We start from the raw sequence: 19,896 nt of genomic DNA, 5'->3' as shown, positions 1-19,896 counted from the left end.
CTTTCGCGTTGCCACCGAACATGGTGAGGACGGGCTCACGCATCAGGCCTCGCTCCGCTTCAAGAGATCTTTCGCGTTGCCACCGAACATGGTGCGGATGGATTCGGTGTCGAAGCCGTGGTCGATCAGGCGCCGGGCCATCCGCCGGAAGCCGGTCACCGGCAGGATGGCGGCGGCCTGGCCCAGATCCGAGGAGAAGATCGTGTGCCGCACGCCGGCGGCGTCGAGATACGGCTGCAGCACCGCCATGGTGAGGCTGGACTGCGGCCGGCCGACCGCCATCGCCAGGCAGTGCTCGATCGTGGCGCCCTTGCGCACCCACTCGGCGCACCGCTGCGGCGTGGCGTCGACGATGAACGTCGGGTGGCTGACCACCATCCGGGTGACGCCCGCCTCGCCGGCCGCGGTCAGCAGCGCGTCGATCTCGTCGGCCGGCAGGTGCCCGGCGTTGAGCACGGCCTCCTCCCGGGCGATGACGTCGAGGATGTCGCGGACCTCCGGGCGCAGCGCGCCGTCGTCGTCGAGCAGCGACAGCGGCTCGTGCTCGCGCAGCCGCAGCTTCGAGGTCGGGAAGCGGCTGTCGTGGTGCGTGTGGTGGAAGTCGATGTGCGCCTTGGAGGAGATCGTCGGGAACCACACCACCCGCCCGCCGAGGCCGAGCACCACCTCCACGGCGTAGGGGTTGAGCCCGCCGACGGTGCGGTTGAGCGCGATGCCGGCGTAGACGTCGATCGGCACGGCGGACAGGCCCGCGCCGCGCAGGGCCAGCACGTCGGTCTGCATGCTCAGGTGGTGCGACTTGACGACGATGGCGGCGAAGCCGTTGTCGGCCGCGTCGCGGGCCGCGTCGAGGATGCCGATCCGGCGCGGGAACGGGCTGGGGCCGGGGTGGACGTGCATGTCGACGGCGCCCTGCAGCAGCGCGTCGGCCTCCGGGTCGGCGAGCAGGCGGTCGGCGTCGATGTCCGGGTTCAACAGCTGGTCGAGTGCCCTGGGCACGGGTGCTCCTTTCCAGGCATTACTTCACTGCCATGGCGTTGGGGGGCGAGCCCACCCCGCCGACGAGGTTGAGCGGCTTGGCGGTGAGCAGGAATTCGTAGCGGCCGTCGCGGGCGCAGGCGTCGGCGAGCTCGGCCAGCCGCCACAGCTCGCCGATCAGCAGCCCGAGCAGGGCGAGCAGCTGACGGTGCATCATCCCGTTGTGGCTGGGGCCGCGCTCGGGCGGCGGCTCGTCCGGATACACGAACCCGGAGTGCGGGTCGACCGGGAACGACTCCAGGCCGCCGTTGTCGGCCGCGACCAGGCTGAACCGGTGGTCCCACAGCCAGGCGAGCATCGCGTGGGACTGGTGCAGGCCCGGGGAGCCGCGCCGGGCGGCCCGCTCCGCGGGACTGAGCGCGAGGTAGCGCTCGGCCCAGCCGGTGTGGATCAGCAGGATGTCGCCCGGCCGGAACGACACCCCGTGGATCTCGGCGGCGGCGTCGAGGTCGGACGGGGTGAACGCCTGCGTGCGCTCCATCGGCCGGCCCTGCACGGCGAAGGCGCGCGGCATGTCCAGCAGCACGCCGCGCCCGACGATGCCGTGCTCGGCGACGCGCTGGATGCCCAGCCGCGGCGCGCCTTCGGTGACGTCGGCGTCGGCGGTACCGTTGTAGAAACCCGCCTCCGGATGCCGGATGTGCCGCAGGCCGTCGATCTGCGACGTCGACTGCAGGTAGAACGAGTCGAGCCGGTCGCCGCGGCGGTCCGGGTCGTCGGCGAGGATCGTGTGCCGGGTCGCCGGCCGGGTGCCGGCCAGGCTCGGCACGAAGGTGTTCACCGGGTAGTCGAGGTCGAAGACCTGGCCGGTGGTGACCAGCGCGGCCGCGGCGGCGGCGCACTGCGGGGTGAGGAAGTTGAGCATGCCGAGGTCGTCGCCGGGGCCGAAGAGGCCCCAGGACGACCCGGCCGGCGCGTCGGTGCGCCGGCGCAGCGCGGCGTAGTCGGGCAGGTCCGGCATCCGCCTCACGCCCCGGCCACGACGAAGGCCTGCGCGCCCGGCTCCCAGGCGGCCTGCACGCTGTCGCCGGGGCGCACCGGCAGGCCGCCGGTCGGCATGGTCGCCGAGCCGGGCGAGCCGTCGGGGAAGCGCACGTCGACCCGGCACACCGCGCCCAGGCGCGAGTAGTCGGTGACCACCGCGGGCGTGGCGTTCCAGCCGTCGGGCACGGCGTCGGCGCCGAAGATCCGCACCCGCTCGGGCCGGACGATGAGCACCGCGTCGGCCGGCGCCGGCGGGCCGGCGATCCGCCACTTGCGGTCGGTCCACAGGTAGGTGCCGGCGTCGACGATCGCGCCGGGGAACACGTTGGCCTCGCCGAGGAAGTCGGCGACGAACAGCGTGCCGGGGTCGTCGTAGAGCTCGGCCGGGCTGCCCACCCGCTCGATGCGGCCGTGGTTGAACACGGCGATGGTGTCGGAGAGGAACATCGCCTCGTCCTGGTCGTGCGTGACGAAGACGAAGGTCAGCCCGAGCTCCCGGTGCAGCCGCTTGACCTCGGCCTGCAGCGACTGGCGCAGCTTGCGGTCCAGCGCGCCGAGGGGCTCGTCGAGCAGCAGTACCGCCGGGGAGAAGACCACCGCCCGGGCCAGCGCCACCCGCTGCTGCTGGCCGCCGGAGAGCTGGTCGGGCTTGCGCGACTCCATGCCGCCGAGGCCGAACCGGGCGACGATGTCGCCGACGAGCGCGCGGATCTTCTCGCGGGGCATCCGGCGCTGGCGCAGCGGGAAGGCCACGTTGTCAAACACGGTCATGTGCGGGAACAGCGCATAGTTCTGGAAGACCATGCCGAAGTCGCGGCGGTACGGCGGGACGAGGCTGAGATCGCGGCCGTTGAGCAGGATCGAGCCGGACGTCGGCGGCACGAAGCCCGCGATCATGTTCAGCGTGGTCGTCTTGCCCGACCCGCTCGGGCCGAGCAGGGTCATGAACTCCCCCGCCTTGATGCTCAGGTCGATCCCGTCGACCGCGGCCTCCCCCGCCGCACCGAAGCGCTTGGTGAGCCGGCCGATCTCGATGTGGCCCGGTTCGTGCTCAGTCCCCATGTCCGACCGCCTTTCGGTCCCTGCGGATCCAGCCCAGCTGCGCCAGCAGGATGACCGCGCTGACGACCACGACCAGCACCGTGGAGGCGGCCGAGATCGTCGGGTCGGCCTCCTCGGCGACGCTGTTGAACATCTGCACCGGCAGCGTGGTCGCGCCCGGCCCCTGCAGCAGCAGCGCGATGACGAGCTCGTCGAACGACGCCACGAACGCCATCACGGCGCCGGCCAGGATGCCGGGCAGGATCAGCGGCAGCGTCACGGCCCGGAACGTGGTGAACGGCGTGGCGCCGAGGCTCAGCGCCGCCGAGGTCAGCGACCGGTCGTAGCCCTGCAGCCGGGTCGAGACCGCGATCAGCACGAACGGGACGGCGAGGGCGGTCTGGCCGAACACCAGCCCCTGCAGGGTGCCGCTGAGCCCGAGCTTGAGGAACATCCCGTAGACCGCGAGGGCCACCAGGATGTGCGGGACCATGAGCGGCGAGACCAGCGTGGTCATGCCCGCGGCGCGCACCCGCCGGCCGAGCCGGGCCAGCCCGAACGCGGCGCACGTGCCGATCGCCAGGGCCAGCGGGGTGACCAGCAGCGCGACCTTGAGCGAGGTCACGGTGGCCTCCCGCCACTGCGGGGCGTCGACGAGGTTGCGGTACCACTGGCCGGACCACCCCGGCGGCGGGAACTGAAACGTCGTGCCGCTGGACAGGCTCATCGGGATCAGCACGAGCGTCGGCAGGGTCATCAGCGCGGCGACCAGCGTCACGAAGGCGTAGAGCGGGATCCGGCGGGCGTTCACGCGTCACGACCGATCCGGCCGACGAGGTCGCGGCCGCCGGGCGCCCCGCCGCCGCCCGCCCGCGCCGACAGCAGCCGGCTCAGCAGCAGCATGGCCAGCGTGACCAGCAGCAGGAAGATGCCGATCGCGTCCGCGCCGGGGTAGTCCAGCACCTGCTGTACCCGGATCATGACCAGCTGCGCGATGAGGGTCTGCTGGGCCGAGCCGAGCATCGCCGGGGTGATGTAGAAGCCGAGCGACAGGATGAAGGTGAGCGTCGCCGCCGAGGCCACGCCCGGCACCGAGAGCGGCAGGTACACCTGCCGGAACGAGCCGGCCCGGGTCGCGCCGAGGCCCTGGGCGGCGTCGAGCAGTCGCCGGTCGATCTGGTCCAGCCGGGCGTACAGCGGCAGGACCGCGAACGGCAGCAGCACCTGCGACATCGCGACCACCACCGCCTGGGTGGTGCCGATCAGCGGGTGGTGCACGCCGAAGACGCCCAGCAACCGGTCGACCGGTCCGCCGGACTGCAGCAGCACCAGCCAGGCGAAGTTCTTCGCGATCGCGCTGGTCCAGAACGGGATGAGCACGATGGTGAAGAGCACGGCCCGCACCCGCGGCCCGGTGATCGTCATGGCGTAGGCGAACGGGAACGCCATGACCAGGTCGATCAGCGTCACCAGCAGGGCGACCCAGATCGTGCGGAGCACGATGCGCACCGTGTAGCCGTCGCCGAGCACGTCGGCGTAGTTGCCGAAGCCGGCGGCCGGCTCGGTGAGGCTGACGTAGACGATGCGGCCGAGCGGATACAGGAACAGCAGGGCGAACGCGACGACGGCCGGGAGGAGCAGCACGGGGCCGGCCGCGCGCGCGGCGAGCGCGCGGCCGGGCCCCGGGCCCGCGGCGGCGGGCGGGGTCGTGACGTCGACCTCGGATGCCACCGACATGCTCAGCCCACCTGCCAGGCGGTCCACTTCTTGGTCACCTCGGCGACGTTCGCGGCCCAGTAGGCGGCGTCCTGCCGGGCCAGCTGTCCCCGCTGCGCGCCGGTGAAGGCGTTGAAGAGCTTGACGTTCTCCTTCAGCGGGATCGAGGCGGGATCGATGTCGCTGCGGACCGGGATGAGGCCGTTGAGCGAGCTGTACTTGCTCAGCTGGGCCGGCTCCAGGGCGAAGGCGATCGCCTCCTCGGCGGCCTTGGCGTTGGGCGCGCCCTTGGGCACCACCCAGGCGTCGTAGTCCCAGCTGGAGAAGTCCCACACCGGCGCCATGGTGCCGCCGCTGTCGTTGATGATGCTCAGCCGGCCGTTGAGGGTCAGCGTCATCGTCGCCTGCTTGTCGACCAGGTTCTGCTGCAACGCCGTGTAGGACGGGGCGAAGATCAGGTCGGACTTGATGGTGCCGAGTTTCTTCAGGGCCCGGTCGACGTCCATCGGGAAGATCTGGTCCGGCGGCACCCCGTCGGCGGCCAGGGCGGCCTCGAGGATGCCCTTCGGGTTGTTGTAGACGACCCGCTTGCCGGGGAACTTCTTGGTGTCGAAGAAGTCGGCGATCTTCGTCGGCACGACGTCCTTGTAGACCGTGGTGTTGTAGGCGAACTCGGTGGCGAACTTCGTGCCCGGCACCGAACACTCGGTCGTCGTGCCCGCCGGCATCAGCGAGGCGGCCATCTTGCTCGTGTCGACCTTCTCGAACAGCTTGCCGCAGTAGGCCATGGCCAGATACGACCCGGTGTGCACGACATCCCAGATCGTCTTCTTCGCGTCGACCATGGTCTGCAGCTGGGCGATGTAGGACAGGGACGTGACGTTGTTGAACTTGGCGCCGGTCTTGGCGGTGAACGGCTCCTGGAACGCCTGGATCTCCTGCTTCTGTCCATCACCGCCGGTCGATTGCCAGGTGATGGTGGTCTTGCTGCTCGCTGGAGCGCCGGCTCCTCCGTCCGATGTGGAGGATCCGCACGCGGTGGTTACCAGTGCCGTTGCCAAGAGTGGGATCAGCAGATGCTTGCGATTCACCAGACGCCTCCAAGTTTGGCCGGTGTTTGGCACGAGCGCTGTTCGAAGCCGCCTGCGACGCGGGACGGGTCACCGGTGGCGCAGGGCGGCGGTCCCCGCGGCGAGTTGCCGGGAACGCTAGACCCAAATTGTCAGACAGTCAATCATTTCTTAACGCCGCTGAAACGGCTCTGGCGACCCGGCCGGTACCGCTGATAATGTATGACGGTCGGACAGATGGTCGAGCTGTGCGGAAGGACAACACCGACGCGCCAGAGTTGTGCGCGACCACACTTCCCGCCCATCGCGGACGGGGTTACCGTCACAAGTCACCGTCGGAGTACGGAGGTCACCGCCATGCCTGCCCTGCTGATGCGGCCCCGCGCGCGCCGCCGGGTCCGGGTCGCCATCATCGGAGCCGGTTTCGGCGGCATCGCGGCCGCGGTGAAGCTGCGCCGGCTGCCCGGCGTCGAGTTCACCATCTTCGAGCAGTCCGCCGGCGTCGGCGGCACCTGGTTCGACAACCGCTACCCGGGCTGCGAGGTCGACGTGCCCTCGCACGCCTACTCGTTCTCGTTCGTGCGCTACGACTGGCCGCGCACCCACGCCACCCAGCCGGAGCTGCTGGCCTATGCCGAGCACGTGGTCGACCACTTCGGGCTGCGCCCGCACCTGCGGCTCGACACCCGGGTGGCGGAGCTGGTCTGGGAGGAGTCCACCGGCCGCTACCGGCTGCGCACCGAGTCGGGCGAGGACCACGAGTTCGACGTGGTCATCTCCGCGCTGGGGCTGCTCAGCGTGCCGCGCTATCCGGAGTGGCCGGGCCTGTCCGACTTCACCGGCGTTTCGTTCCACACCTCGCGCTGGGAGCCGCAGCACGACCTGACCGGCAAGCGGGTCGCCGTGGTCGGCACCGGCTCGACCGCGGCCCAGGTCGTGCCCGCGATCGCCCCGCAGGTCGAGCAGCTCTACGTGTTCCAGCGCGAGCCGGGCTGGATCGAGCCCAAGCGGGAGCGGGCCTTCACCCCGCGGGAGCGGTGGATGTATCGTCACGTCCCGCTCGCCTTCCGCGCACACCGGGCCTGGCTGTTCTACCAGTCGATCCGCCGCTTCAAGGGCTTCGACGTGACCAGCCGCCGGCAACAGCAGATGCGCGAGCTGTGCGAGGGCTACATCGCCCGCACGGTCGAGGATCCGCAGGTCGCCCGCGCGCTCACCCCCGACTATCCGTGGGGCTGCAAGCGCCCGATCCTCGCCACGACGTATTACCAGGCCTTCAACCGCGACAACGTCGAGCTGGTGCCGCACCCGGTCACCTCGGTCACCCCGACCGGGATCGTCGACGCGACCGGCGCCGAGCGCGAGATCGACGTGCTCGTCCTGTCCACCGGCTTCCAGCCGACCCGGTTCCTGTCCACATTGGACGTCAAGGGGCGCGACGGGCGCAGCATCCACGACGCCTGGGCCGAGCGGGCCTCGGCCTTCCTCGGCGTCACCGTGGCCGGTTTCCCCAACTTCTTCGTGCTCTACGGCCCCAACACCAACGGCGGGCTGTCCATCATCGCCCAGCTGGAGCGCCAGGCCGAGCTCGCGACCCGGGCCGTGGCCCGGCTGGTGAGCGGCCGCTGGCGCGACGTCGACACCGACCCGGAGGCTCAGCGCCGCTATGTGCGCTGGATCGACCGGCGCCTGTCCAGCGCCGCCTCCGCCATGGAGTCCGGCTGCCACAACTACTACCACTCGGACACCGGCCACAACATCACCCAGTGGCCCGGGTCCCACCTGCGATATCTCGCCATGCTCCGGGTGCTCGACCGCTTCGGTTTGCGCGGCAGGCGAGTGGGAAGGGAGCACGCGTGAGCGAGCCCGCCGCGATCGTGACCGGCGCCGCCCGGGGCATCGGCCGCAGCGTCGTCACCGGGCTGCTGGCCGCGGGATACCGGGTCGTCGCGGTCGACGTCTCCCCCGCGGTGGCCGACCTCGCCGAGGATGGCCGGGTGGTGCCCGTCGTCGCCGACGTGACCGCCGACGGCACGCCGGGCGCGGCGATCGAGCGGGCGGTGACCGGCTTCGGCCGGCTCGACCTGCTGGTCAACAATGCCGCCCGGTTCCTGCGACGGCCGATCCTGGAGACCTCCGACGCCGACTTCGACGGGCTGTTCGCGGTCAACGTGCGCCCGGCGTTCCGCTTCGCCCGCGCCGCGCTGCCCCACCTGATCGAGAGCGGCGGCTGCATCGTCAACGTGGCCTCCATCTCCGGCCTGATCGGCGTGGCCAACCAGAGCGTCTACGCGATGACCAAGGGCGCGATCGTCCAGCTGACCCGCCAGCTCGCCATCGAGTGCGCCGGGCGGGGGGTGCGGGTCAACGCCGTCGCGCCCGGCGCGGTCGACACCGAGTTCATGGACGAGGCCCGCGCCGCCGACCCGGACCCGGCGGCCAGCCTGGCGGTGACCCTGAGCAACCACCCCATCGGGCGCATGTCGACGCCCGACGAGGTGGCCCGCGCGATCGTCTTCCTGGCCGCGCCCGAGTCGGCCGGCATCACCGGCACCATCCTCAGCGTGGACGGCGGATACATCGCCCGCTGACCTCGGGGTCACACCCCGAGGTAGGCCTCCTTCATCTGCCCCTCCAGCTCGGCCGACGGCCCGGCGAGCACGACCCGGCCCGACCGCAGCACATAGCCGCGGGCGCCGACCGAGACGGCGAGCCGGGCGTTCTGCTCCACCAGCAGGATGCTGGTGGAGAACTCGTGCAGGATCCGCCGCAGCGCCACCCGCACGCCCTCGACCATGATCGGGGCCAGGCCCAGCGACGGCTCGTCGAGCATGATGAGCTTGGGGCTCGCCACCAGCGCCCGCGCGATCGCGACCATCTGCTGCTGGCCCCCGCTGAGCTCCTCGGTGCGCTGCCGGCGCTTCTCCTTGAGCACCGGAAACAGCTCGTAGGCGGCGTCGATCGCCGCCGCGACGCCCGCGGTGCGGGTGTAGGCGCCGAGGCGGAGGTTCTCCTCCACCGACAACGGGCCGAAGCACCGCCGCCCCTGCGGGACGTGGGCGACCCCGGCGGCCGCGATGGCCCACGGGGTGAGCCCGTCGATCCGCCGGCCGGCGAAGGAGATGCGGCCCCCGCCGCCGGGGACCAGCCCCGAGACGGCCCGCAGCAGCGTCGTCTTCCCGGCGCCGTTGGGGCCGGCCAGGAACACCGCCTCGCCCGGGTCGATGCGCAGCGAGACGTCCCGCAGCGCGGCGACCGGGCCGTAGCCGCGCGACAGCCCCTCGATCTCCAGCAGGGCGGCAGGGTCAGACATCGCTTCCTCCCAGGTACGCCTCGACCACAGCGGCCGAGCGCCGCGCTTCGAGGGGCTCGCCGTCGAAGATCTTCCGCCCGGCGTCGAGGACCACGACCCGGTGCGCGATCGGCAGCAGGAACGGCAGGTTGTGATCGATGCAGGCCACGCTGACGCCCCGGCCGGGCAGGGCCAGGATCAGCTCGGCCAGGTCCTCGGCGTCGGTGTCGGAGAGCCCGGCGGCCGGCTCGTCGAGCAGCATCAGGGCCGGGCCGGTGGCCAGGCCCACGGCCACGCCGAGCTTGCGCTGCAGGCCGTAGGGCAGGTCGGCCGCGCGGGCCTCGGCCACACCGGCCAGGCCGCACAGCCCCAGCAGCTCGCGCCGGCGGGCCGGGTCGTCGCGGTGGGCGAGCTGGGCCAGCTCCAGGTTCTCGGCCACGGTGAAGGTCGGGAAGGCCATCGCCTGCTGGAAGGTGCGGGCCAGGCCCAGCCGGTTGATCCGGTCGGCCCGCTTGCCGGAGATGACCGCGCCCCGGAAGGTCACCGTCCCGGCGGTCGCCGAGTGGAAGCCGGAGACCACGTTGAACAGCGTCGTCTTGCCCGAGCCGTTGGGGCCCACGACGGCCAGGATCTCGCCCTCGTGCACGTCGAGGTCGACACCGGCCAGCGCGGTGACCCCGGCGAACCGCTTCGTCAGGCCGCGGGCCTGCAGCACGGTGGCGGTCATGACGCACGCTCCGCCACGACCTCGGCCGCCTGGCTGGGCACGTCGGGCGGATCCGGCACCGCGGGGCGGCGGCCGCCGCGGAAGCGGTCGGGCAGGCCGGCCAGGCCGCCCGGGGCGACCATGATGACGATGATGAAGACGACGCCGAGGGCGGCGGTGCCGGCCAGCGGCGGCAGCGCGAGCAGCGGCGGCATGAAGACCACGATGAGGGCGCCGATCGCCGGGCCGTAGGTGTACTTCGCGCCGCCGAGCAGCATGCACAGGATGAACACGATGCTGGCGCCGGCGCCGAACTGGTCGCCGTGCACGTAGCTCTGCGACATGGCCCAGTAGGCGCCGCCGACGCCGGCGAGCGCGCCGCTGAAGCCGAACGCGGCCAGCCGCAGCGAGCCGACGCCGATGCCCACCGACGCGGCCAGGTCGAGGTTGTCCCGGGTGGCCGCGAGCCTGCGCCCGAAGGGCGAGACCACGACCAGCCGGGTCAGCGCGATGACCACGGCCAGGCTGATCACGACCAGCGTGTACCAGTCCGCGTTGCCGGAGACCTCCAGCCCACCGATGCGGACCGGGGCGGAGACCACGATCCCCTCGGTGCCGTGGGTCACCGGCTCCCAGGCGTTGAGCAGCGCCCGGATGCCCTCCGCGACGGCGAACGTGATGATGGTGAAGTAGTGTCCCTTGACCCGCAGCGACATCAGCGCCACCGCCGTGGCGAAGCACGCGGTGACGACCACGGCCGCGCCGAGCACCGCCAGGAAGCCCCAGCCGCGGTCGACGACGAGCAGCGCGGCCGAGTAGGCGCCGATCCCCCACAGCCCGCCGTGCGCGATCGACAGCAGGCCGCCGGTGCCGTAGAGGATCGCCACGCCGTAGGTGACGATCGCGTAGATGCCGGCCAGGGTGGCCAGGCTCAGCACCCGCTGGGAGGGTCCGGCCGCGGGCAGCAGCAGCGCCAGGACGGTGAGGACGGCCAGCACGAGCAGCGATTTCCAGTACCGTGTCATGGTCAGATCTCCGCGTCCACGCCGCGCAGGAGGCCCCTGGGCCGGACCACGAGCAGCACGATCATCATCGCGAAGCCCAGGAAGCTCACCCACGTGCTCAGGCCGATGGTGATGACGATCGTCTCCAGCGCGGCCAGGACGATGGCGCCGAGCACCGCGCCGCGCACGTTGCCCAGCCCGCCGATGAGCGCGACCGCGAAGCCCTTGAGGATCAGGCTGTAGCCGAGGAACGGCGTGACCGGGGCCAGCAGCGCGCCGAACGCGCCGCCGGCCCCGGCGAGCATGCCGCCGAGGGCGAACACGCCGGCGATCGCCCTGGTCACCGGCGCGCCCATGAGCCCGGCGGTCTCCGCGTCGATGGCCACCGCGCGGATCATCAGCCCCGCCTTGGTGCGCTCGAGGTAGTACGTGAGGGCCAGGAACACCGCGACCGTGCCCACGATGACGAGGACCCGGTCGGCCGGCATGTCCACCCCGCCGACCGTCCACACGCGGTCGATCGCCGGGTGGACGGTGCGGGGGCTGGCGGTGAAGGCGTACGACAGCCCGCTCTCGATGATCTGGATGAGGCCCAGCGAGACCAGGAAGCCGCGGATGGGCGCGACGAGCGTGTGCCGGAACAGCAGGCGCTCCAGCACGACGGCGAGCACCGCCACCGCCACGATCGCCGCCGTGAAGCCGGCCAGGAACCAGACCGCCCCGCCCGGGGCGACCAGGAACAGCACGTACGAGCCGACCGTGAGCAGGTCGCCGTGCGCGAAGTTCACGATCCGGGTCAGGCCGAACACGAGCGTCACGCCGACGGCGAGCAGCGCGTAGACGCTCGCCGAGCTCAGTGTGTTGAACACCTGCTGCAGGAAGATACTCATCGCGCGCGCCGGTCAGGAGGGCTGGACGAGGAAGGTGGAGATCTTGCCGCCGGACAGCGTGCACATCGACTGCTGGAAGACGGCGGCCCGGTCCTTGATCGTCACCGTGCCGTTGAGCCCGGAGTAGGAGACCTTGCCGAAGCTCGCCAGGATCTTCGCCGTGTCGGAGGTGCTGCCGGCGTCGGCCATGGCCTTGCCGAGCATGCCGAAGAAGTCGTAGTTCCACAGCGCGGCGTCGATGTTCGGGTCCGGGTTCGGGGTGTTGGGCTGCGCGTAGTAGTTCTTGAGGAAGGCGGCCACGTTCTCCGGCGGCTGGCTGGTGCTCGCGCCCGCGAAGGTGTCGCCGGTGTAGGTGGTCTCCTTGAGGTACTTCGACGGCGCGTCACAGCCGAACGTCCACTGGAACACCTTGGTCGTCACGTGCAGCCGCTCGGCCGTGGTCAGCATCGTCTGCAGCCGCTCTGGGCTGGACACGTAGGCGTAGAGCACGTCGGGCTGGGCGGCCTTGATGGCGGTGAGCTGGGCCGAGTAGTCGTTCTGGTTCTGCGGTACCGTCTGCGTGCTGACGATCTCCAGGCCGGCCTGCTTCATCAGGTCCGCCAGCGGCGGGAAGGTCTGCGTGGTGGTCGCCTCCTCGTCGCCGAGCATCGCGATGCGCTTGGCGTCGGGGTAGGCCTGCCGCAGCCCCTTCACGGCCAGCTGCATGCGCACCGGCAGCGCCGGCACGACGAGCAGGACGTTCTTGTAGTCGCCGAGCTTGTTGGCGACCGCCGAGCCGGAGGCGAAGTAGATCGCGCCGCTGGGGTCGCTGATGCCGGCCACGATCGGGCCGAACTGGCCGAGCCCGCCGAAGACGAACCGGTCGCCGTTGTCCTTCACCAGCTTGGTCGCGCACGCGGCGACCTGGGCCTGGTCGCTGTTGTCGTCGCAGAGGTCGAGGGCGAAGGTGTACTTCTTGCCCGCCACGGTGACGCCGCCGGCCTTGTTGAGCTCGTCGACGGCGAGCTTGCTGGAGCGGTAGATGGTGTTGCCGTAGCTCTGGTAGACGCCGCTGCGCTCGGCCACGAAGCCGAGCCGGATGACGCCGGCGTCGCCGGACGGGTTGTCGGACAGGGCGCTGGAGCAGCCGGTGGCGAGCAGTGACAGCGCGGCCACGCAGGCCGCCATCGACGCGCGTAAGGCGCCGGATCCGGGCGATGACATGAGGAACCCCATTTCGACGGTGATACGGCCGGGCGGAGGCCGCCGTCTTGCGGGTGCGGGCCCAGCGGCGCCGGCGGTGCGCCATGCAGTGACTGTAATGGCTGCCGGGCACCCCGGACAACGTCCGACGGTCCGACAATTTGACCGCATGATCGCCGGGCCGCGTACGATGGCCGGACAACGCATCGATGCTCCTCGGCGGTGACACGATTGTATGATTGCCGTACAGTCCCAGGCGTGATCGGAGAAGTGCTCGCCGTTCGCTACGGCACCCGCCGGACGCGGAAGAGCGACGTGTTCCTGCACTACGACGTCTACGGCGAGCCCGACGCCGACCTGGAGATGGACTACTTCTTCTGGATCGTGCGGGTGGACGGGGCGACCGTCCTCGTCGACTGCGGCTTCAACGAGGACAGCGGCGCGCGCCGGAAGCGGACCATGCTCTGCCCGCCGGTGCGGGCCCTGGAGCGGCTCGGCGTCGACCCGGCCGCGATCACCACGCTGGTGGTGACCCACGGCCACTACGACCACATCGGCAACCTGCGCGCCTTCCCGGCCGCCGAGCTGGTGGTGTCCGGCCGGGAGTACGAGTTCTGGACCGGGCCGATGGGCCGCAGGGCGCTGTTCGCCACCTCCGGCGAGGCCGACGACGCGGCCGCGCTGCGCGAGGCGCACGCCGCCGGGCGGGTCCGGTTCGTCGACGGGCAAGCGAGCCTGCCCGGGGGCGTCGAGCTGCTCGAGGTCGGCGGCCACACCCCGGGGCAGCTGGTGGTGCTCGCCGGCGACGTCGTGCTCGCCTCCGACGCCCTGCACTACTACGAGGAGCTCGACCGGGACCGGCCGTTCACCCACGTCGCCGACCTGCCGGCGATGTATGCGGCATTCGACCGGCTGCGCGAGCTGTCCGCGACGCACCGCCTCGTCGCCGGGCACGACCCGGACGTGATGCGGCGGTTCCCGGTCATCGGCGACGGCCTCGCCGCCCGGATCACCATTGGGGAGAGGTAACCATGCGCGGACTGTCCGGCAAGGTCGCGGTCATCACCGGCGCGGCCGGCGGCATCGGGGCGGCGACCGCCCGGCGGCTGGCCGCCGAGGGCGCGCACGTCGTCGCGGTGGACACCGACGAGACCGGGGCCAAGGCGGTCGCCGAGGCGCTGCCGACGCAGAGCGCCTGGCTGCGCGCCGACGTCTCCGCCGAGGACGGCGTGGCGGCCTACATGGCGGCCGCCGTGGACCGCTTCGGCCGGGTCGACCTGCACCACCTCAACGCCGGCATCGCCGGGTCGTTCGCGACGCTGCCCGAGCTCACCGCCGCCGAGTTCGACCGGGTCATGGGGGTGAACGTGCGCGGCGTGTTCCTCGGCGTCCGGGCGGCGTTCCGCCAGTTCGCCGCGCAGGGCGCGCCCGGCAGCATCGTCATCACCGGCTCGATCGGCAGCCTGCGCGGCAGCGCCGACCTGCTGGCCTACCAGACCTCCAAGCACGCCGTGCTCGGCATCCTGCACGGCGCCGCCATGTACGGCGGGCCGCTGGGCGTGCGGGTGAACGCGGTCGCGCCGGGCATCGTGCCGACCGAGCTCTTCGCCGCGACCCCGGCCGCGGCCGGCGGCAAGGACGACATGGTCCGCCGGGCGAGCACCACGCCGCTGCGCCGGGCCGGCACCGGCGACGACATCGCCGGGGTGGTCGCCTTCCTGCTCAGCGACGACGCCGCCTACATGACCGGCGAGGTGGTCTCGGTCGACGGCGGCGCCAACATCGTGAGCACGGTACGCCCGTCCGGCGGCGCCGGCGCCTGGGACTTCGCCGCCGTCGACCGCGCGCTTTACGGAGAGGACAGATCGTGAGGGTTGGTTTCATCGGGCTGGGGAACATGGGCGGGCGGATGACCCGCCGGCTCGTCGACGCGGGCACGCCGGTGCTCGGCTTCGACACCGATCCGGCGCGGGCGGCGCAGGCCGGCGCCACGGCGGCGGACAGCGTCCGGGCCGTGGTCGAGGGCAGCGACGCCGTCCTGCTGTCGCTGCCGGACAGCCGCGTGGTCGAGCCGGTGGTGCTCGGCCCGGGCGGCGTGCTGGAGTCGGCCCGGGAGGGCCAGATCGTGATCGACCTGAGCACCGCGGCACCGGCCTCGACCGTGCGCATCCACGGCGAGCTCGGCGAGGCCGGCGTGGAGTACCTCGACGCGGGCATCTCCGGCGGTGCCGCCGCCGCGGAGAAGGGCGCGCTCACCATCATGGTCGGCGGCTCGGCCGAGGCACTGGCCAAGGTGGAGGGCGTCTTCGCCGCGTTCGCCACCACCGTCGTCCACATGGGACAGTCCGGGGCCGGTCACACCACGAAGGTGCTCAACAACTTCCTCAACGCGATCAGCCTGGCCGCGACCGCCGAGGTCATGGTGGCCGCCAAACGGGCCGGGCTGGACCTGACCCAGGTGCTGGAGGTCGTCAACGCCAGCAGCGGGGTCAACTTCGCCACCCTCAACCGCTTCCCGCACATCGTCAAGGGCGACTACCTCACCGGCGGGCTCACCAACGCGCTGATGATGAAGGACGTCGCCCTTTACGTCGACTGTCTGGGGCGGCTGGGCGTGCCGTCGCTGTCCGCCGCCGGCCCACTCGCGGCGTTCGGGCTGGCCATGAACCTCGGCTACGCCGACCAGATCAGCAACCGGGTCGTCGACGCGATCGGCGACGTCGCGGGCGGCACGCGGCTGCACACCACGGAGGAGTAATGGAAATCATCCGCGCATACGCCGACCACGCGCCGTCCGAGCAGCGCACGGCGACGTTCACCGGCACCGTGTTCGCCGACCCGCTGCGCGCGGGCCCCGACGTCACGCTCGCCAACGTCTTCTTCGCGCCCGGCGCCCGCACCTTCTGGCACTCCCACGAGCGCGGCCAGATCCTGGTCGTCACGGCCGGCTCGGGCCTGATCTGCTCCGAGGGCGGCGAGCCGCAGCGGCTGTCGGCCGGCGACACGGTCTGGGTGCCGCCGGGCGAGGTGCACTGGCACGGCGGCGGCCCCGAGACGTACCTCATCCACCTGGCGATCTCGCTGGGCCGCACCGCATGGCGCGAGGCGGTCGCATGATCGGGTTCGTGGGCCTGGGCAACATGGGCGAGCCGATGGCCGGCCGCCTCATCGGGTCGGGCCACGACCTGACCGTCTTCGACGTGGCGCAGGCCGCCCGGGAGCGCTTCGCCGGCCGCGCCACCGTCGCGGAGCGGCTGCTCGACGTGGCCGGCGCCGAGGTCGTGATCCTGATGCTGCCCGACTCCGCCGTGGTCGAGCGGGTGGTGCTCGGCGACGGGCTGCTCGACCGGCTCGCGCCGGGCACGCTGCTGGTCGACATGAGCTCCTCCGACCCGGCCCGCACCCGCGCGCTCGCCCCGCGCGCCGCCGAGCGCGGGGTCACGCTGGTCGACGCGCCGGTCTCCGGCGGCGTCGGGGGCGCCCGCACGGGCACGCTGACCATCATGGCGGGCGGCCCGGCGGAGGCGTTCGCCCGGCTGCGGCCGATCTTCGACGCGCTGGGCTCGCGGGTCGTGCACGCGGGCGAGGTGGTCGGCGCCGGGCACGCGGTCAAGGCGCTGAACAACCTGATGTCCGCCGCGCACCTCATGGTGACGTCGGAGGCGCTGCTGGCCGGGCAGGCGTTCGGCCTGGACCCGCAGGTGATGCTCGACATCGTCAACGCCTCCAGCGGCCGCAGCGGCTCCACCGAGACGAAGTGGCCGAAGTTCGTGCTGACCGGGAAGTACGACTCCGGCTTCGGGCTGCGCCTGATGCTCAAGGACATGCGCATCGCGCTCGGCCTGGAGCAGGGCACGGGCACGCCGGCGCCGGTCTCCGCCGCCGCGGTGGCCGCCTGGGCCGCGGCCGCCGAGGACCTGCCCGCCGACGCCGATCACACCGAGGTCGCGGCCTGGCTCTCCGGGCATCGTGACACCACCGAGCATGAGGAGTAGCGCGAGATGCTGACCGCCGAACAGCAGCAGCTGAAGGACGAGTTCATCGCCGTCCGTTCGACGTGGAGCGACGCCTGGGAGCGGATCCTGGAGCTGGATCCGGCCTTCCTGCGGGCCTACCTGGCCTGGTCGGCGGTGCCGTGGCGGAAGAACCACCTGGACCCGAAGGTCAAGGAGTTCATGTACATCGCCGTCGACGCCGCCGCCACCCACCTCTACACCCCCGGCGTCCGCCAGCACATGCGCGCCGCGCTCGCCTTCGGCGCCACCGCGGCGGAGCTGATGGAGGTGCTGGAGCTGACCAGCACGCTGGGCATCCACGCCTGTAACATCGGCATCCCGCTGCTGATCGAGGTGCTGGAGGAGGAGGGCAAGCGGACCGGCCCGGCGCCGCTGAGCGAGCACCAGGAGGAGCTGAAGGCGGAGTTCACCAGGAATCGGGGGTACTGGCACGAGTTCTGGGACGGCCTGCTGGAGCTCGATCCGGAGCTCTTCGAGGCGTACGTCGAGTTCTCCTCCGTGCCCTGGAAGACCGGCGTGCTGGAGCCGAAGGTCAAGGAGTTCGTGTACATCGCCTTCGACGCCGCCGCGACCCACCTCTACGTGCCCGGCCTGAAGCTGCACATGCGCAACGCGATCCGCCTCGGCGCCACCACCGAGGAGATCGTCGAGGTCCTGGAGATCGCCAGCGTCATCGGCATCCACGCGGCGACCACGGCGGCGCCCATCCTCGCCGAGGAGCTGGACGCCTTCTCGTCTTCCTCGACGGCCGTCAGCTGACCGGCAGCGGGGCGACCACGTCGATGTCGGTGTGCACGTCCACCACGACGGGTCGCCCCGCGCTCAGCGCCCGGTCGAGGGCCGGGGCCAGGTCGCCCGGCTTGTCGACGCGGATGCCCAGCGCGCCCATCTCCCCGGCGATGCGGGCGAAGTCGACGTCGCGATAGGTCCACAGCTCGCGGGACTGCTCGCTGCCCTGCCCGCCGTAGGCGCGGTCGAAGCCGCGCTTGCTCTGGTTGCCGCCGTGGTTGTTGTTCACGACGGTGACCAGGTTGATGCCCCGCCGGGCGGCGGTCTCGATCTCGCCGAGGTGGTAGTAGAGGCCGGCGTCGCCGGTGAAGACGACCACCGGCCGGTCGGGGGCGCCGCACTTGGCGCCGATGCCGGCCGAGAACGCCCAGCCGAGGTGCCCGGCGCTGCGCAGGTAGTCCTGGCCCGGGTCGGTGACGTCGTAGAACTGGGCCATCCACATGCCGGCGTGCCCGGTGTCGGCGAGCACCACGGCGTCGGCCGGCAGGGCGGCGGTCAGCTCGCCGCAGATCCGCTCGGGCCGGATCGGCACCGCGTCGCTGGTGAGGACCTCACGGTACCGCTCGCGCCAGGCCGCCTGCTCCGCGTCCACCTCGGCGAGCCAGGCCGACCGGTCCGGCCGTCCAGAGTGGACGGACAGGGCGAGCAGCCGGGCCAGGGCGGCCTTCGCGTCGGCGCAGATCGCGGCCCGCAGCGGGTAGTTACGGCCGAGATGGGTCGGCTCGATGTCGATCTGGATCGCCGGGGTGCCGATCGGCGGCACCGCCCAGAAGTGGGTGGTCATCCCGCCGGTGTGGGTGCCCACGAAGCAGACCAGGTCGGCGCGGCCGACGATCCGGTTGGCGGACTCGCGCGAGTAGGAGCCGACGACGCCCACGGAGAGCGGATGGGTGCCCGGGATGGTGTCCTTGCCGTTGGCGGAGGTGGCCACCGGGATGCCGAGCGCCTCGGCGAGCGCGATGAGCTCGGCGCCGGCGCCGGAGGCCCGCACGCCGCCGCCGGCCACGATCACCGGCCGGTCCGCGGCGGCGAGCAGGCGCAGCACCTCGGCGACCGCGTCGTCGCCGGGCGCCGGGCGCAGCGCCGGCACCCGCGCGAAACCGGGCTCGACGATCGGCTCGGCGTCGGTCTCCGCGGTGTCCAGCTGCCCCTCGTTGCCCTGGATCTGCAGGTGGACCGGGCCGGGCGGGCCGCTGGTGGCGACCCGGAAGGCGTGCCGGAGCATGTCGGGGAACCGGCCGGCGTCGTCGATCGTGCCGTTGAACTTCGTCACCGGGTCGAACGCGGGCAGGTCGTCGATCTCCTGGTACACCTGCCGGAACTTGGTCGCCGGCAAGCGACCGCCGGTGAGCGCGATCACCGGCGAGCCGGCCAGGAAGGGCTCGCGCAGCCCGGCGGCGAGGTTGAGCGCGCCGACGACCTGCGCCGCCGCGATGCCCGGGCGCCCGGTGACCCGGGCGTAGCCGTCGGCCATGTAGGCGGCGGACTTCTCGCCGTGGGTGACCACCCGGGCGATGTGGGGATGCCGCCGCTCCAGCTCGGCCAGGGTGCGCCGGAGGATCGCCGGCACCAGGAACACGTGGGTCACGCCGTAGCCGTCGAGCATGTCGGCGACGACCTCGGCGCCGGTGTGCCCGCTCACGCGGCGGTGAACCCGGTCGTGATGCCGGTGGCGAGGCCGGCGACCGGCTCGCCGTCGATCGGCGCCTCCTGGCGCAGCTCCTCCAGGGTCCGCTCGGCGAGGCGGAACGACTCGAGCGCGGCGGGGGCGCCGCAGTAGGCCGCGGTCTGCAGCAGCACCTCCTGGATCTCCTCCTCGGTGCAGCCGTTGCGGATCGCGCCACGCACGTGGACCTGGAACTCGCGCGGCCGGTTGAGCGCGGTCAGCATCGCGAGGTTGACCAGGCTGCGGGTGCGCCGGTCGAGCCCGCCGCGCGACCAGACGTCGCCCCAGCAGCTCGCCGTCACGTATTCCTGCACGACCCGGGAGAAGTCGGTGGCCTGCGCCAGCGACCGGTCCACGTGTGCATCGCCGAGCACCTCGCGCCGGACCTGGTTGCCGCGCTCAAGTCGGCTGTCGTCATCACTCATAGACCGCTCCCATTCAGGCGCCAGCTACCGGCACTGCGTACGACCATCATACAATCTCAGCAGACCCGTGGAAACGC

The 19,896-nt window shown here is 72.0% G+C and carries 21 protein-coding genes; 8 read left to right on the top strand and 13 right to left on the bottom strand.

Going from position 1 to position 19,896, the window contains the following annotated elements; translation table 11 throughout:
- Positions 1-42: 42 nt before the first annotated feature.
- Genes ACQPXD_RS17805 through ACQPXD_RS17780 form a run of 6 tightly spaced genes read right to left on the bottom strand, consistent with a single transcriptional unit; the run spans position 43 to position 5,870 of the window.
- Positions 43-999, bottom strand: a complete 957-nt coding sequence (locus tag ACQPXD_RS17805; RefSeq protein ID WP_432839780.1) for a DUF6282 family protein — start codon at positions 997-999, stop codon at positions 43-45.
- Between the two features lie 19 nt (positions 1,000-1,018).
- Positions 1,019-1,999 carry a cyclase family protein gene (locus tag ACQPXD_RS17800; protein ID WP_432839778.1) on the bottom strand — a complete coding sequence of 327 codons (981 nt, stop codon included), beginning with the start codon at positions 1,997-1,999 and terminating at the stop codon, positions 1,019-1,021.
- Between the two features lie 5 nt (positions 2,000-2,004).
- Positions 2,005-3,084 carry an ABC transporter ATP-binding protein gene (locus ACQPXD_RS17795; RefSeq protein ID WP_432839776.1) on the bottom strand — a complete coding sequence of 360 codons (1,080 nt, stop codon included), beginning with the start codon at positions 3,082-3,084 and terminating at the stop codon, positions 2,005-2,007.
- Positions 3,074-3,874 carry an ABC transporter permease gene (locus ACQPXD_RS17790; protein ID WP_432839774.1) on the bottom strand — a complete coding sequence of 267 codons (801 nt, stop codon included), beginning with the start codon at positions 3,872-3,874 and terminating at the stop codon, positions 3,074-3,076. Before ACQPXD_RS17790 ends, ACQPXD_RS17795 begins: the two co-directional genes overlap by 11 nt.
- On the bottom strand, positions 3,871-4,800 hold the full coding sequence (locus ACQPXD_RS17785) for an ABC transporter permease (RefSeq protein WP_432839772.1): 930 nt from the start codon (positions 4,798-4,800) through the stop codon (positions 3,871-3,873). The genes ACQPXD_RS17790 and ACQPXD_RS17785 overlap by 4 nt, the downstream gene beginning before the upstream one ends.
- A gap of 2 nt (positions 4,801-4,802) precedes the next feature.
- Positions 4,803-5,870 (bottom strand): extracellular solute-binding protein, encoded by a 1,068-nt coding sequence (locus ACQPXD_RS17780; RefSeq protein WP_432839770.1) that lies wholly within the window; start codon positions 5,868-5,870, stop codon positions 4,803-4,805.
- A 336-nt stretch (positions 5,871-6,206) separates the two neighbouring features.
- On the opposite strand from ACQPXD_RS17780, the gene ACQPXD_RS17775 reads away from it, so the two are divergent.
- Positions 6,207-7,709, top strand: a complete 1,503-nt coding sequence (locus ACQPXD_RS17775) for a flavin-containing monooxygenase (protein ID WP_432839768.1) — start codon at positions 6,207-6,209, stop codon at positions 7,707-7,709.
- Complete coding sequence (locus tag ACQPXD_RS17770; RefSeq protein ID WP_432839766.1) at positions 7,706-8,440, top strand: SDR family NAD(P)-dependent oxidoreductase; 735 nt, start codon at positions 7,706-7,708, stop codon at positions 8,438-8,440. The genes ACQPXD_RS17775 and ACQPXD_RS17770 overlap by 4 nt, the downstream gene beginning before the upstream one ends.
- 8 nt (positions 8,441-8,448) lie before the next feature.
- Here ACQPXD_RS17770 and ACQPXD_RS17765 read toward each other — a convergent pair whose 3' ends face one another.
- From ACQPXD_RS17765 to ACQPXD_RS17745, 5 genes are read right to left on the bottom strand one after another with little or no spacing between them, the layout of a single operon-like run.
- Complete coding sequence (locus ACQPXD_RS17765; protein ID WP_432839764.1) at positions 8,449-9,162, bottom strand: ABC transporter ATP-binding protein; 714 nt, start codon at positions 9,160-9,162, stop codon at positions 8,449-8,451.
- The gene (locus tag ACQPXD_RS17760) at positions 9,155-9,868 is read right to left on the bottom strand and encodes an ABC transporter ATP-binding protein (RefSeq protein ID WP_432839762.1); all 714 of its coding nucleotides are present in this window, start codon (positions 9,866-9,868) and stop codon (positions 9,155-9,157) included. The genes ACQPXD_RS17765 and ACQPXD_RS17760 overlap by 8 nt, the downstream gene beginning before the upstream one ends.
- Entirely contained in the window at positions 9,865-10,872 is a 1,008-nt protein-coding gene (locus ACQPXD_RS17755) for a branched-chain amino acid ABC transporter permease (protein WP_432839760.1), read from the bottom strand. Before ACQPXD_RS17755 ends, ACQPXD_RS17760 begins: the two co-directional genes overlap by 4 nt.
- 2 nt (positions 10,873-10,874) lie before the next feature.
- Positions 10,875-11,741 carry a branched-chain amino acid ABC transporter permease gene (locus ACQPXD_RS17750; RefSeq protein WP_432839758.1) on the bottom strand — a complete coding sequence of 289 codons (867 nt, stop codon included), beginning with the start codon at positions 11,739-11,741 and terminating at the stop codon, positions 10,875-10,877.
- A 12-nt stretch (positions 11,742-11,753) separates the two neighbouring features.
- Positions 11,754-12,944 carry an ABC transporter substrate-binding protein gene (locus ACQPXD_RS17745; RefSeq protein WP_432839756.1) on the bottom strand — a complete coding sequence of 397 codons (1,191 nt, stop codon included), beginning with the start codon at positions 12,942-12,944 and terminating at the stop codon, positions 11,754-11,756.
- Between the two features lie 237 nt (positions 12,945-13,181).
- Here ACQPXD_RS17745 and ACQPXD_RS17740 point away from each other — a divergent pair, with 237 nt between their 5' ends.
- The 6 genes from ACQPXD_RS17740 to ACQPXD_RS17715 are packed head-to-tail and all read left to right on the top strand — an operon-like array spanning position 13,182 to position 17,698.
- Complete coding sequence (locus ACQPXD_RS17740) at positions 13,182-13,952, top strand: N-acyl homoserine lactonase family protein (protein ID WP_432839754.1); 771 nt, start codon at positions 13,182-13,184, stop codon at positions 13,950-13,952.
- A gap of 2 nt (positions 13,953-13,954) precedes the next feature.
- On the top strand, positions 13,955-14,794 hold the full coding sequence (locus ACQPXD_RS17735) for an SDR family NAD(P)-dependent oxidoreductase (protein WP_432839752.1): 840 nt from the start codon (positions 13,955-13,957) through the stop codon (positions 14,792-14,794).
- Positions 14,791-15,681 (top strand): NAD(P)-dependent oxidoreductase, encoded by an 891-nt coding sequence (locus tag ACQPXD_RS17730; protein ID WP_432839750.1) that lies wholly within the window; start codon positions 14,791-14,793, stop codon positions 15,679-15,681. The genes ACQPXD_RS17735 and ACQPXD_RS17730 overlap by 4 nt, the downstream gene beginning before the upstream one ends.
- Positions 15,681-16,040 carry a cupin domain-containing protein gene (locus ACQPXD_RS17725; protein ID WP_432839748.1) on the top strand — a complete coding sequence of 120 codons (360 nt, stop codon included), beginning with the start codon at positions 15,681-15,683 and terminating at the stop codon, positions 16,038-16,040. The genes ACQPXD_RS17730 and ACQPXD_RS17725 overlap by 1 nt, the downstream gene beginning before the upstream one ends.
- On the top strand, positions 16,037-16,918 hold the full coding sequence (locus ACQPXD_RS17720; RefSeq protein WP_432839746.1) for an NAD(P)-dependent oxidoreductase: 882 nt from the start codon (positions 16,037-16,039) through the stop codon (positions 16,916-16,918). The genes ACQPXD_RS17725 and ACQPXD_RS17720 overlap by 4 nt, the downstream gene beginning before the upstream one ends.
- Positions 16,919-16,924: 6 nt before the next feature.
- Positions 16,925-17,698 carry a carboxymuconolactone decarboxylase family protein gene (locus tag ACQPXD_RS17715; protein WP_432839744.1) on the top strand — a complete coding sequence of 258 codons (774 nt, stop codon included), beginning with the start codon at positions 16,925-16,927 and terminating at the stop codon, positions 17,696-17,698.
- Here ACQPXD_RS17715 and ACQPXD_RS17710 read toward each other — a convergent pair.
- Together ACQPXD_RS17710 and ACQPXD_RS17705 are read right to left on the bottom strand one after the other, a co-directional pair.
- Entirely contained in the window at positions 17,691-19,370 is a 1,680-nt protein-coding gene (locus ACQPXD_RS17710; protein ID WP_432839742.1) for a thiamine pyrophosphate-binding protein, read from the bottom strand. The two genes, ACQPXD_RS17715 and ACQPXD_RS17710, sit on opposite strands and share 8 nt — an antisense overlap.
- Entirely contained in the window at positions 19,367-19,819 is a 453-nt protein-coding gene (locus ACQPXD_RS17705; protein ID WP_432839740.1) for a carboxymuconolactone decarboxylase family protein, read from the bottom strand. The genes ACQPXD_RS17710 and ACQPXD_RS17705 overlap by 4 nt, the downstream gene beginning before the upstream one ends.
- Between the last annotated feature and the right edge of the window lie 77 nt (positions 19,820-19,896).

It is taken from the genome of Dactylosporangium sp. CA-092794, assembly GCF_050948465.1.
GTDB lineage: Bacteria > Actinomycetota > Actinomycetes > Mycobacteriales > Micromonosporaceae > Dactylosporangium.
This window is presented reverse-complemented; position numbering and strand designations above follow the sequence as displayed.